At 52.9% G+C, this 13550-nt stretch carries 8 protein-coding genes; 2 read left to right on the top strand and 6 right to left on the bottom strand.

The genetic code is table 11. The annotated features are described in order from the left end of the window. The first annotated feature begins 84 nt into the window (after nucleotides 1-84). A complete protein-coding gene (locus MRBBS_RS04375; protein ID WP_050996705.1) occupies nucleotides 85-1440 on the top strand; it encodes a PhoH family protein in 1356 nt (451 codons plus the stop codon). Between the two features lie 81 nt (nucleotides 1441-1521). Here MRBBS_RS04375 and MRBBS_RS04370 read toward each other — a convergent pair whose 3' ends face one another. From MRBBS_RS04370 to MRBBS_RS04345, 6 genes are all read right to left on the bottom strand, one after another. Beyond that, complete coding sequence (locus tag MRBBS_RS04370; protein WP_014870217.1) at nucleotides 1522-2271, bottom strand: ZIP family metal transporter; 750 nt, start codon at nucleotides 2269-2271, stop codon at nucleotides 1522-1524. A 135-nt stretch (nucleotides 2272-2406) separates the two neighbouring features. Then, nucleotides 2407-3876, bottom strand: a complete 1470-nt coding sequence (locus MRBBS_RS04365; RefSeq protein ID WP_014870215.1) for a DASS family sodium-coupled anion symporter — start codon at nucleotides 3874-3876, stop codon at nucleotides 2407-2409. A gap of 117 nt (nucleotides 3877-3993) precedes the next feature. After that, nucleotides 3994-4602 (bottom strand): Yip1 family protein, encoded by a 609-nt coding sequence (locus MRBBS_RS04360; protein WP_014870214.1) that lies wholly within the window; start codon nucleotides 4600-4602, stop codon nucleotides 3994-3996. A gap of 226 nt (nucleotides 4603-4828) precedes the next feature. Next, a complete protein-coding gene (locus MRBBS_RS04355; protein ID WP_014870213.1) occupies nucleotides 4829-6505 on the bottom strand; it encodes a methyl-accepting chemotaxis protein in 1677 nt (558 codons plus the stop codon). 413 nt (nucleotides 6506-6918) lie between these two features. Further along, entirely contained in the window at nucleotides 6919-8298 is a 1380-nt protein-coding gene (locus MRBBS_RS04350; protein ID WP_014870212.1) for an NAD-dependent succinate-semialdehyde dehydrogenase, read from the bottom strand. A 267-nt stretch (nucleotides 8299-8565) separates the two neighbouring features. Beyond that, a complete protein-coding gene (locus MRBBS_RS04345) occupies nucleotides 8566-10590 on the bottom strand; it encodes a PhoX family protein (RefSeq protein ID WP_014870211.1) in 2025 nt (674 codons plus the stop codon). Between the two features lie 217 nt (nucleotides 10591-10807). Between MRBBS_RS04345 and MRBBS_RS04340 the strand changes: the two genes are divergently transcribed. Beyond that, on the top strand, nucleotides 10808-13486 hold the full coding sequence (locus tag MRBBS_RS04340) for a mechanosensitive ion channel domain-containing protein (RefSeq protein WP_014870210.1): 2679 nt from the start codon (nucleotides 10808-10810) through the stop codon (nucleotides 13484-13486). The last annotated feature ends 64 nt before the right edge of the window (nucleotides 13487-13550 follow it).

Genomic DNA, 13550 nt, shown 5'->3' with positions numbered 1-13550 from the left:
CCGGCCAGCCCGTATCCGCCCTCCGATTCGCCCGTTGTAGAGGTACTGCCCCTTATGCCCGCAGCATCGCAAGACCGCCTCAAGATGTACGTACTAGACACCAATATTCTGATTCACGACCCCAACGCCCTGCTAAATTTTGACGAGCATCAGGTCATCATTCCGATGACCGTGCTGGAAGAGCTCGACAGCCTGAAATCCGGCAAGCAGACGGTAGCGGCCGATTGTCGCCAAGCCATTCGCACCATCGACCGTCTGTTAGGCGACGCCAGCCCGAAGCAGATTGAAAGCGGTGTACCTATAGCACGGGGCGAAAAAGCTGAGCCCATGGGAACTCTGTCGATCCTGATGAGTTCGGAATCGGTAAGCGGCCACGCCCTGCCCGAGCACCTGAACGATAACAAAATTATCAACAGCCTGGCCGCCCTGCAGAAACACCACACCGACCGCGACATCATTCTGGTTAGCAACGACATCAACATGCGGTTGAAAGCCCGCGGCTTTGGCGTAGAAGCCCAGGCTTACCACAACGATCAGCTGGTAGACGACATAGGCCTGCTGCCCCGGGGCTATACCGAGTTCCCCGGTTCGTTCTGGGACACCATTAGCAAAGTGGAAACCAAGCAGCGGGATGGCGTCACCGAGCACAGATTCAAGCGCGAAGGCGAACTGGCGCGGCTGAACATCAACGAATTTGTGCTGGACCAACAAGGTTTTGTGGGCAAAGTGTGCGAGCTTGGCGACGACTATCTGGTCATTCGCGACCTGCACCAGCACGACCTGATGAACGAAGAAGTCTGGGGTTTGCTTCCCCGCGATATCTATCAAGCCATTGCCCTGAACCTGCTGCTAGACCCAGACATTCACTTGGTGAACCTGACCGGCGCCGCAGGCTCTGGAAAAACCATTCTTGCGCTGGCGGCCTGCATTGAGCTGACCGTGGCCAGCAAACTCTACAAACGTATTATTGCTACCCGCAGCACCCAGGGGTTAGACGAAGACATCGGCTTTTTGCCCGGCACCGAAGCGGAAAAAATGGAACCCTGGCTCGGCGCCATTGTGGACAATCTGGAGGCGCTGCACGAAAACGACGAGAACATGACCGCCAGCGTGGATTACATTCTCAGCAAAGTGCCCCTGCACTTTAAATCCTTGAACTACATTCGGGGCCGCAGCTTCCAGCACAGCCTGATCATTATTGACGAATCCCAGAACCTGACCCCGCACCAGATTAAAACCATCATCACCCGCGCCGGTAACGGCTCCAAGGTGATCTGCCTGGGTAATCTGGCGCAGATTGACACCCCTTACCTGAGCGCTCTGAGCTCCGGCCTGACCTACATGACCGAACGCTTCAAAACGTTTCGCCACGGTGGCCACATACACCTACAAGGCGTGCCCCGTTCGGCATTGGCGGAATTTGCGGAAGCCAACCTGTAAGCTATGAAGATATCGCGCCTGCCAAGTGGTTAAAACCTGATTAAAAAAGCTTGGTCAGTTCGTTTGCTGACCGGGCTTTTTTCAACCTACCGCCAATTGGCCCAACACCCCGAACAAAAACCCTAGAACTGCGCCCATAGGCGGCAACCAGTGTTTTTCTAGCTTTGCCTGCGGAGCAATGTCCTGAAATACCAGATACAAAATACCGCCAGATGCAAACAGCATAATAAAGTCCAGAACCTCATCGTATTGCGCCAGCCAGACGTGCCCGACAACAGCTGCCGCCGGCCCCAAAGGCACCAGACAGCAGAATATCAACAGCACTTTTTTACCTTTCATACCTTGAGCTTTGCGGCCACGGTGAATGGTGGCCGGATCATCCGCCGCGGTCATTTCACGGTAGGCATTAAAACCTTCTGGGAAATTTTGCACCGCAATCAACAGCGCCAGCAGCATGCCGCCCTGGCCGCCCACCGCAAACATAGCCCCCAGCGCCAGCGCTTCAGGTATGAAATCCGCCAGCATCGCGATCAACTGCGACACCGAGCCCTGAGCCTTCGCCAGCACCACATCCAGCAAACCAAATCCCAGCCCGCCCACAATCATGGCCAGCGCGACCCACCAGCCACTTAGCAGGTCAACACTTTCTGGCACCAGCACCAGCGCTACCGCAGACAGCAATGCACCGCCACCAAATGCAATCACCGCGTGGCGGAATTCGCTTTCAAGCCAGCTTGGCCCAATATGCTCAAACTTTGCCAGAACTGCGCCGATTGGAATGGCGGCTCCAGCCAGCGTTGCTAAAATAACGGTCGTCCATAACGAAGTCATAACTGCGGGTATCTCCCCTCTTTTCGATCAATTCCAGGCCAGCAGCCTACACACTACCCAGCGCCACCATTGTTGCCAATCAGCCATGTTGTATCGCCAAGCGGCTGCCAAGGTTCAACGTGATGAGCTTTTTCTTTACCAATACCCCAAAATTTTCCACCACACACCGCCAACCACAACCCAAACGGCCAGGTTAACCACGCTCATTACAAACCCGGCCTTCCACCATTCACCCAACTCTACATAACCGGAACCGAAGATAACCGGGGAAGTACCAGTAGCATAGTGAGTCAACGTCATCATGATGGACGACGTCGCCGCCATCATCAGCACAAACGCCATGGGTGGCGCGCCCAAGCTAAGACCAACCACCAAAAAGGCACCCATCATCGCGGTAATGTGCGCTGTGGTGCTGGCAAAGAAATAGTGGGAATACAGAAACACCAGCACCAATATCGCGGTGGAGGCCGGCCAAGAAAGGCCAGTACTAACAATGCCATCCTGAATCGCGCCAGAAAACCATTCAATCACCCCCAACTCGTTAAGCTGGGTAGCCATCATCACCAGCGCGCCAAACCAAACCAGCGTATCCCAGGCGCTTTTCTCGCCGAGTACGTCTTTCCAGTTCAGCACACCGGTGACCAAAAGAATCGACAGGCCGACAAAAGCGGTGGTAGTCGAGTTCAGTTTGAACGTGTCCCCAAAAATCCACGCCGGCACGTCGGCCCACAGCAGCAACAGTACGACAAATACGCCCAGCATAATGCCCTCATCGCGGCTCAACTTGCCCAGTTTTTTCATGCGTTCACGGGCGAAATCAACCGCATGGGGAGTGGCTTTGATCTCTGGTGGATACATCAGATAAATCACCAGCGGCATCAGCGCGATGGCGACCAGGCCCGGAAGCAACATGGCCAGGGCCCAGGTTGTCCAGCTTAGGGTAATGGCCGACCCGGTAGCGTCGGCAATCAGCTTGACCGTCAGCGGGTTGGGCGCCGTCGCGGTAATGAACATCGCCGAGGTAATGGGGTTGGCGTGATAGTTCACAAGGGCCAGGTACTTACCAATTTTGTTGGTATTGCCGTTGTCTGGCGTGCAATCAAAACTCTTGGCGATAGACAACATAATCGGGTGAATAATCGCACCGCCGCGTGCGGTATTGCTGGGCGTAACCGGTGCAATCACCAGCTCAGAAATCGCCAGGCCGTAGCCGATGCCAATCGTGCGTTTGCCGAAAATGGAAATGAAATAATAGCCAATCCGCTCACCCAGCCCAGTTTTTATAAGCCCGCGAGAAATCATAATGGCCACGGCTATCAGCCAAATCAACGAGTTATCAAAACTGCCCAGTGCATCACGAATGGCGGTGCCAGGGTTATCGCTGGTAACGCCGCTTACGGCAACTACGGTAATCGCGACAATTGAAATGGCACCGATGGGCATAGCCTTGCTAATAATCGCGGCGATGGTTGCCACAAAAATAGCCAACATCAGCCAGCCTTGAGCAGAAACGCCTTCCGGCGTGGGAATAAACCAGATCGAGAATCCGATGGCGATCGCAATCAGCGCGGGCAGAGGGCGGAAATCGGACGTGGAAGAGGGCATCACGGAGCTCCTTTAGTGATGTTTTAAACCTCTTTTAACCTTAACGCACTGAGCCCCGAAACTTCCAGCTTCGAGGCTCAGTGCGATCGTCGTAAAAACCCTTACTGGCGGGTCGTGTTACCCGACGAAAACAGGGGACGCCACAAAATTCCAGATAATAACCGAACCCACACGGGTGGCGACCAGAATGACAAGGGCCACGGTTAGCAGTGCGCCGCCGTAAAATACGGCTCTGTCTTGATCAATGCCCATCACGATGGGAAGCCCGTCATACATCAGCCAGGCGCCGTAGCAGGCGGCCGCCAAAAATACCATCGCATTGAACCAGGGCACCGGGTACAGCAGAGCGAAGCCTGCCAGAAACATCGGCGTGCAAGAATAAGCCGCCAGTGCAATGCCATTAGACGGCGTTACTTCTTCTTTGGCACCGTAGGTTCTAGCCATCCAGTTCACCGCATAACCCAGTGCAAAAACGCCCACCAGCATAGCAATGTACGTTAGCACACTGAGTTGGGCCGCACTGATTTCGGTCAGCTTGACAATCCTTTCGCTGCCAACTTTCCAACCAAAAATAGCTGTTGATATGTAAGCACAAATTGGTGCTATCGCCGCCAGAATCACGACGTAGGCAACGTAAAGCCGGCGGGGTGTTTCGTGCTCGTTGCGAATGGCAGCCCATTCGGCGTCTGGTTTCGTGAATAATCCAAAAGCATGTGAAAGAAGCATGAGCACCACCTGTTATTGTCGTTGTCGTTGTTATTGTTGTCGTTGTTGTCTAAGAGAGTATATACGACACTTCCAATTTCGCCAGACCATTGACGATTGAAATAATCGGTTAACATTTGATCACCTGCACCCAATTCGAAACATAAAGCGTCCCACCCTTGGGAGCTAAAGCGAGAACTACGCAAGTTGAGTGCGTTTTCAAGGCCAACAGTTCACCCAGCGCCGTTTACGCTTTAATTTGAAACTTTTTCAGAATCGTGTCCAGCAACTCCGCCTGCTCATTCAATTTTAGCGCCGTATTGGCCGTTTCTTTTGCGGTATGGTTACTCGCTTGAGTAATCGTCTCGATCCCCGTAACGCTCTCGGTAATGTATTCGGCCGCCTTCGCTTGTTCGCTGCAGGCGTGCGCTATTTGGGCCACCAGGTTGGATGCTTCGTTCACGTTAGCGAATATATTTTTTAATGACTCCGTTGTTTTGCCCGCAATATCGATACCGTTTTTAGCTTTTTCAGTCGATTTCTCAATCAATGCGGATGTCTCTTGGGCCGTATTCGCACTTCGTCTGGCCAAATTTCTTACTTCGTCAGCAACCACCGCAAAACCACGCCCTTGCTCTCCTGCTCGAGCCGCTTCAATCGCGGCGTTTAAAGCCAACAAATTTGTTTGGGATGCAATTTCGTCAATTGTCTTGATGAAAGACTCAACATTTTTGCTTGAACTGTTAATTTCTTCCATCGCTAACATCATACGCGACATTTCTTTACTGCCTGCTTGCGCTGCTTGCTGTGCATTGGCTGTTAACTTCTGAGCTTGCAAAGCGCTATCGGCATTTTCATTGGTTTGAGACGTTAGTTCAAATAACGACGATGAAATACTCTCTAAATTTGACGCTTGTTTATTTGCTCCCTCAGCAACTTTTTTACTAGCCCCCGATAACTGACCACTGCCCGCAGAAATCGCATTGCCCGCTGTCTGAACCTTCCCAAAAAACTCATTTAGGTTAGCCACCATTTTCTGCATCGAACGGCCTAACACATCACGCTCTGACGCTAAGGAAACCTCAACGGTTAGATCGCCTTGCGCAATGCGCTCTAATACTTCGGCTTTTTCCTGTAGGTTTTCAGCCATATTCTGTAAGGTCGCAAAAATCCCAATTGAATTCTTGCGCGACATTGCCTCAGCGTTGGCTTGCAGATCACCTGCCGCTACATTCGTTGCGATTTTTTCGATATATGCCGGCTCCCCGCCTAGTTGGCGCATGATACTTTTCGCAAAAAATGCAGCCAAAGCAAAACCGCAAATGATCGCAATCAGTGTGCCAAACACCGTTATATTAATCACAAAAGCCGAATCGGAATTCAAAGAGTTCATTCGTGTCACCATGAGCGACTCTTCTCTTTCTTTAAATGTAGCAACTTGTTTTCGAAATTTATCAAAATGCTCCTTGCCTTTCGCCTGCCCTACTACGTTCGCAATGTCATAGAGAGTTCTTATAACGCCCACCTGCCGACGCAGAGCAATGTTCGGTTCACCAATTTCTCGCTTCCATGTTGCAACGGTCTCTCTGATTTCAGACAACAACAGTACTTGCGGAGGGTCTTTTTCAACCGTTACTGACAGCTCATCAATTAGTGCGTTTATCTGTTTTTCACCTAATTTGTAAGGATCGAGAAACGGTTCTTGTCCCGTCAACAAAAACCCTCGCATACCCGTTTGCATATCGACAGCCGCTGATTCAATAGATGAAGCTTTGGCCAACACCTTATGAGTGTGGTCTACCGAGTTAAAGTTATATAGCAAAGACTTAATACCCACATAAGCGATTGTCGATATAACAATTAAAAACAATAAGATTAGCCCGTTTACCAAGAATAATTTGGTGCGCAATCTCATGTTTCCCATGATTTTCCCCAGAATGAATAGACGCAGATCGCCTAGCAATTGAATTTATTGAAAACCTATACGCTTATCGTAAAATTTCTGAAAAACTTTAGGGAAAATCAAGCCCAGCAGCTTGTTTGCCTCCCACTTTCAGCATAATTATGCCTTTTGCGCTGCTGGTAACATGCAGCCATCCGCAGGCGACTTTTCTGCTAAACCAAGCTTTGAAATATTAAAAAGTCGAAATCTTTTACACTTTAACTGTAGCTCAGCGCAACGTACAACTTAAGTGCTAACACCGCTAATTGAGCCATGCCCTGCTGTGCCCAAGGTCAAACTTTTGGGGGTTTCAGATGCAGAGAGAGCAAAAAAGGGGGGACAGATTTAAAATCTGTCCCCCCTTTTTTGCTAAGACTCACAGCGATTCACTTCCATCAACCATCGCTGATCATAACGCCTTTCACATTCACGAACTCGAGCATGCCAAAACCACCATGCTCACGGCCATAGCCGCTTTCTTTTACCCCGCCAAAGGGCATGTTTGGCAGCGCCAGGTTGTAGCCATTAATGTTCACCATACCGGTGTCCAGTTCGTCACGGGCAATGCGGATCGCTTCTGCTTCATCTGCAGAAAAAATACCACCACCTAGGCCATACACAGAATCGTTGGCAACCGCGATCGCTTCGGCTTTGTCTTTTACCCGAATCAACGCGGCCACGGGGCCGAACAGCTCGGCGTCGTAAGCGGGCTGGCCTGGGGTGACATTTTCCAGAACCGTCGGCGGGTAATAGCAGCCCTTACCCTCTGGGATCTCGCCGCCCAGCAGGCAGGTGGCGCCGGCGTCAATCGACTTGCGCACCTGATCGTGCAGTCCATCCCGCAGATCCTTTCGGGCCATGGGGCCGATATCGGTTTGCGGGTCAGTCGGGTCACCAAATGTCACGTTTTTCATCGCGGCAACGTAGGCATCACGGAACTGGTCGTAAACCGCATCTTCAATAATAAAACGTTTGGCGGCAACACAGGTTTGACCGGCGTTGTACACCCGGCCCTGCACAGAAAACTTCACAGCCTTTTCAATGTCGGCGTCGGCCAGCACCAAATAGGCATCGTTACTGCCCAACTCCATCACTGATTTCTTCAACACTTTGCCCGCTTTTTCGGCAACAACGCGACCCGCACCCGGGCTGCCCGTTAGCGTAACGCCGCGAACACGCTTGTGTTCGATCACCGCGTCTGAAACGTCATGGCTGATCAGCAGCGTGCGAAAGGCGTTTTGGGGCAAGCCGGCATCGCGATACAGCTGCTCAACCTCAATTGCCATACCCCACACGTTGGCCGCGTGCTTCAACAGTACGGTATTACCGGCCATCAGGTTAGCGGCGCTGTAACGAATAACCTGATACAGCGGGAAATTCCACGGTTGAATGCCGTAAATGACGCCCTGGGGCTGATAGGTCACCAAGCCGCGGCCACCGTCAATGTCGCGGGTTTCGTCAGCCAATACCTGCGCGCCCTGATCTGCGGTGTACTCGCAAATGGCCGCACACAAATCGCATTCCTGCTTGCCCTGCGCCAGGGTTTTACCCATTTCACGGGTCATCAGCGCGGCGTACTCGTTCTTGCGCTCGCGAATCAGTTCAGCGGTTTTGCGCAGCACATTCGCGCGATCCAAAAACCGCGTTTGCCGCCAGCCCAAAAAAGCCTCGTGGCACTGATCAACAATGCCTTCGGCCTCTTCCCGGGATATCAAAGAATAGGTTTCGATCACTTCTTCCGTTGCCGGATTGATTGTCTGGTTTGAATCTGACATCGCTATGCCTCCTTCAGGTGGAATTGCGTTTCAGAACCATCGCCCGGTCAATCCGAACGAAAGCCATCCTCGGAAGTTAACACACCGACAAGGCGCCAACGGCGAGGTTACAGAATCGTATAACGGTGGCCATGAAACACCAACGGAGTGAGGGCAAGCTCACTCTGGGCATAACACCGGGGATAGATTTGAAACCTGTCCCCTATCTTGTTTACGCTGCCTTATGCCTCTCCATGTCGGGCCGCATGTCCATGTTGGGCCGCGCGCTCAGGCGCCGATCACGCCGTTGTCGTCGCGGGTAATGATGACGGTTGCATCCCGTGGATGATCGCCTTCGGTGCCAAAGGGCCAATCGCGAGCCGGATGCTGAATGTTCACAAACATGGATTTAACATCCGGCGTTGTCACAACGCCGGTTACCTCACAACCCTGAGGTCCCACGAAAAAGCGCCTGATGTCCCGGGTTGCGGGGTTGGCCGCTAGCATCATGTTGTTCTGGTAGGGTGCGGCGTCAGAGCCATCGGTCTGAATCCAGAGGCGGCCATTGTAGTCAAACCAAAGGCCGTCCGGGCTGTTGAAGATATTGTCATCCGTCAGCGACACCACAACTTTTCCATCTACGATCGTCTCTGTACCCTGCTCCCCGGCAAACAAAAAGATATCCCATTGGAATTCAGCTGCAGCAAAGTCTTTATTGGCTTCGCTCCAGCGAATAATGTGGCCCGTGCGATTTTCTGCATTGGGGTTGGCCGCATTCACCTGTTCTTCCGTGCGTTGTGAGTTGTTGGTAAGGGTGAAGTAAACTTCGCCCGTGTTTGGGTCAACCGCGCCCCATTCCGGGCGATCCATCGGCGTAGCTCCGGCAATATCGGCGGCCAAACGCGTATTCAAAAGAACATCCGCCTGGTTTTCAAAACCCTCGAACAGAACTGCACCCACCGATGAACCTTGTGCAGCCTGCACGCGGGCCACAAAATCCAGGTTATCAAGCGACAGCGCGAGCCAGTCGCCCGAGCCATCTTCATTAAAACGTGCGACATACAGGGTGCCTTCATCCAGCAGATAGCCGCTGGCAGTTGCCGCATAATAAGGCCGCGAGGAAACAAACTTGTAGATATACTCAAAGCGGGAGTCGTCGCCGGAGTAACAGACAACGGGTTTACCTTCTTCAACCGGCGCAAAAATGACGCCCTCGTGCCCGAATCGACCCAGAGCTGTGCGTTTCTGAGGTTTGCTTTCCGGCGTAAACGGATCAATTTCGACCATATAACCGAAGGTGTTTGCTTCGTTCCGATAGTCGTCTTTAGCGCTTTCGGCCGCAGGGGTGATGTTGAACCGAATGTACTGATCCTCGCCACTGTCTGCCTGTTCCCAGTCGTAGCGGGTAGCGTTACCAACACCGTGACGGGTCTGCTCCCGTGGCTGCGTTTGCGAGCCGTTCGCAAAGTAGCCGTGCCAGTTTTCCTCCGCCGCAAGGTAGGTTCCCCAAGGCGTAGGGCCCATCGAGCAGTTGTTCAGCGTGCCCCGTGTCTGGGTGCCATTCGGGCTGAAGCGGGTTGACAGCTTCTGGTAACCACGAACCGGCCCGCGGATATCCATTTCTGTATTGCCCGTCACCCGACGATTGAAAGGGCTTTCAGACACGATATCCCAAGTGCCCGCGCTGTCTTGCTTTATATGCACCACCGACACGCCGTGAGCGGCTATTTCCTTACGCACTTCATCGGCCGGGCGCATCCCACTCTGGTTATAGGTGGGACCTTCAGGGTGCAGGGCTTTCTGGTTGATGTATTCATGGTTCATTACCAGCAGCCCCTCATCAGAGCGGTTGCCGCCCGCTTTGAAATCAATCGGGAAAAAGTGCATGCCATCGTGGTGCATGCCCACTTGCTGTTCCTGCTCGGCGCCAGAGTTAGACGCGTCAGCCCTGAACTCCGGATAAGACCCGGTAATTGGGGTTCCCCAGGGCAGGAAAGCTTTTGCCGAGTAGCCCGCAGGCACAACAACATTATTGGCGGTGGATACGGCGACCGCGTCAAAGCCAAGGGCCGTTTTACTAACGTTATCACCATCAGGGTCTGAACCTGCACTAGCGCTACTGCTATCGCTGCCGCAGCCCGCAAGGCCGAAACCCATGATGCTGGCCAACGCCGCACCCACGCCGCCTTTCATCAAGGTACGGCGCTGCACACGCGCATTCAGCACATCATCGAATACTTTGTTACCCGAGTGATTTACAACTGGTTCATAATCGGGATCCAGATACTTGGAATCAACGTTGTGCTTCGCCATATTATGCCTCTCCTTGTTACTCTCAATCATCGAAAAAACAGATGGTGTCTGGAGCACAGTGTCAGCGGGAGATATGACAATGCGGAGACTGTCAAAAGAAAAAGCATGAGTAAATACGGGAGGGAGTGATGGACAGGCACATCTTGAGCATAATGCTGGGAACCGGGGACAGATTTGAAATCTGTCCCCGGCCTTATACCGCTAGGATCGCACGCCCATGAAGCAACGCTTTTCCCGACACGCATTTTTAACAGCATGGCTGGCCGGGATTTTTCTGCTCTGCTTTTCGACGTCATCCGTTCTTGCCGCAGACACCGAAAAAGCCGCTGAGCCAACCCCAGAGCGAGCGGAAGATACGCCTCAGAAGCCAGAAGAAGCCCGCCCGGCCGTACAACCTCAGCTGCAGACCGGCTCAGATGCAACTCCCGAAATTGACCTGCCCGACGCCGTTAACACCGACATTCAGCAGCAAGTCCGGGCGCTGGGCCTCTCGCTGGAGCAGCGCCGCATTGCCGTCGCATCTAGCCGTCAACGGCTGATTTATGCCGAATCTTTACTCAGCCGCCTGCAAGACGAATACGAAAGCTTCGAACTGAGACTTGAAACCGCAGGACTGAACCTGACATCTAACTATGCCCGCCTTTTAAAACAGCGGCTTGAACGGCTTCAGCGGCAGAGTGTTGCCAGCGACCTGATTGAAGGCATACAAGACAAACTTTCCGCGGCACGGGAGGAACAACTCAAGCTTGAGGAGTTTGAAGCCATTACTGGGCCCGGCGACGATGTTCGTGGCCAACTGCGCAGCCGCCGATCGGACTTACTGCGAGCACTCCACAAATCGGTTACCGAGCATATCGACGTTCTGAATGATTATTACGGCACCGTGACAGCACTTCAGAACCAGGTGCTGGAATACCAGACGCTTTTGCAGCAAAGGCTGTTCTGGCTTCCGAGTGCCTCGCGAATGGGCATCGAAACTTTCAGTGAGCTCTATCAGGCAATCCAGTGGCTGCATTCGGAGCTCAAATATGCCCCATTGAAAGAAGCCTTATCCGCGTCGCTGACTGAACGTGCTGGCCGCATTGGGCTAATCGTATTGCTGCTCATCGTACTGACCTTCAAACGACATGCGATCATAGAAAACCTGATCGCAACCGGCCAGTTTATCGGCGATGTGGGGCTCGACCGCACAGCCTCTACACTGCTGGCGCTAATGAACAGCGTTCTGCTGGCGCTGCCCGGCGTTCTTGTATTCTCCCTGGCAGCGCTTTTACTTATGGAAGGCACCGCGTTCTTTTCGGCGTTATCCAAAGGCTTTACCACGGCCGCTTCCATCATGTTTTTGCTGGCGTTTATTCGCAACGTTGCCCGTAAAAAGGGGCTTGGGGAAGACCACTTTCACTGGAACTCCAGCTCCCTGCAGGCAATTCGCCGGGCAATCCCCATTCTTATGGCGTTTGTTATACCCGTTGCCATTGTGACCACCGCTTACAGCTCAACTCCCGAAGGCGCACAGTTTGATGACAGCCTCGGCCGCCTGCTGTTTACGGTGGTGTCTATTGTGCTGGCGATATTCGCTCAGCGCATTATGGCCGCCGTACGAGCGCACAGACCTCCCAGCCGGTTTTTATATTTCCTCCATTTCATTGCCGTTGCTACACCGCTCGCGCTGGCCATAGCATCGTTGGTGGGCTACCACTACACCGCCCTTCAGCTCGAACGCAGCCTGTTCATTTCTATCTGCTGGCTGGCGTTTAATGCTCTGCTTTATTACCTCGGTTTAAGAGCGCTTTCCGTGCGTGAACGCAGAATCACTCTTGAACGCTTGAAAGAACAGCGCGCGGCCGAACATAAAATAGCGGAGGCTAAAAAGGAAACAGTCGACGCACCCAGCGATGCTCTTCCACTGACGCCGGATATGCCGGATATGGACCTTGCAGACATCAGCCAGCAGAGCTCTTCCCTGCTTCGGGTTTTGGTTTATGTGCTAGCCCTGACCGGCCTTATGTTTCTGTGGGCCGATGTTATTCCCGCCCTACAACTGTTTAACAACATCACCCTGTGGACCATTACAACGGACTTAAACGGTAGTGACCCACTACCTATCACGCTGGCCGATGCGCTGCTGGCGGTGCTGATTGCCGCGGGTACCGTTATTGCTGCCAAAAACCTTCCAGGAACGCTGGAAGTGACCATTCTGAGCAGAATGCACCTTCAACCTGGCTCCGGTTACGCCATCACAACCATCACAACCTATGTGGTGGTACTTCTGGGCGTGGTGTTCTGCCTTGGGGTAATTGGTGTTCAGTGGTCCAAGTTGCAGTGGTTAATCGCGGCTCTAGGGGTTGGCCTTGGGTTCGGGCTTCAGGAAATCGTCGCCAATTTTGTGTCGGGCATCATCCTGCTTTTCGAGCGCCCTATTCGGGTGGGTGACACGGTCACCATTGGCGGCATTACCGGCACGGTGTCACGCATACGCATTCGCGCAACGACGTTGGTCGACTGGGATCGCAAAGAACAGATCATTCCTAATAAAACTTTTGTTACCCAAGATCTTACAAACTGGACATTGTCAGACCCGATTACCCGAATCGTCGTGAAGGTGGGTGTCGCCTATGACTGTGACGTAGACCAGGTTCAGGCCATACTTACCGAGGTGGCCCAAAATAACGAGCGTGTCGTGGATGACCCTGCCCCGGCTGTTTTCTGTGTCGGATTTGGCGACAGCTGTATTAATTTCGAGGTTTGGATGTTTGTAAAAGACCTGCTGACAGACATGATGCCGCTGTCTCACGAAATTCACGCGTCCATCACAAAAGCCTTAGCCAAAGCGAACATAGACATCCCGTTCCCGCAGCGTGACATTCACGTGCACACCCGGCCGGAACCGAGCTGAGCGTTGAATCCGGGGACAGATTTGAAATCTGTCCCCTACCTTGGATGTGAGCGGCACTTCAGCA

Origin of the sequence: Marinobacter sp. BSs20148 (genome assembly GCF_000283275.1) — a bacterium.
Lineage (GTDB): Bacteria > Pseudomonadota > Gammaproteobacteria > Pseudomonadales > Oleiphilaceae > Marinobacter > Marinobacter psychrophilus.
This window is presented reverse-complemented; position numbering and strand designations above follow the sequence as displayed.

What these genes read in the sequence shown, in the direction of transcription:
- MRBBS_RS04375 (WP_050996705.1), top strand. Translation starts at nt 85, where the DNA reads ATGTACGTACTAGACACCAATATTCTGATTCACGACCCCAACGCCCTG.
- MRBBS_RS04370 (WP_014870217.1), bottom strand. Translation starts at nt 2,271, where the DNA reads ATGACTTCGTTATGGACGACCGTTATTTTAGCAACGCTGGCTGGAGCC.
- MRBBS_RS04365 (WP_014870215.1), bottom strand. Translation starts at nt 3,876, where the DNA reads ATGCCCTCTTCCACGTCCGATTTCCGCCCTCTGCCCGCGCTGATTGCG.
- MRBBS_RS04360 (WP_014870214.1), bottom strand. Translation starts at nt 4,602, where the DNA reads ATGCTTCTTTCACATGCTTTTGGATTATTCACGAAACCAGACGCCGAA.
- MRBBS_RS04355 (WP_014870213.1), bottom strand. Translation starts at nt 6,505, where the DNA reads ATGGGAAACATGAGATTGCGCACCAAATTATTCTTGGTAAACGGGCTA.
- MRBBS_RS04350 (WP_014870212.1), bottom strand. Translation starts at nt 8,298, where the DNA reads ATGTCAGATTCAAACCAGACAATCAATCCGGCAACGGAAGAAGTGATC.
- MRBBS_RS04345 (WP_014870211.1), bottom strand. Translation starts at nt 10,590, where the DNA reads ATGGCGAAGCACAACGTTGATTCCAAGTATCTGGATCCCGATTATGAA.
- MRBBS_RS04340 (WP_014870210.1), top strand. Translation starts at nt 10,808, where the DNA reads ATGAAGCAACGCTTTTCCCGACACGCATTTTTAACAGCATGGCTGGCC.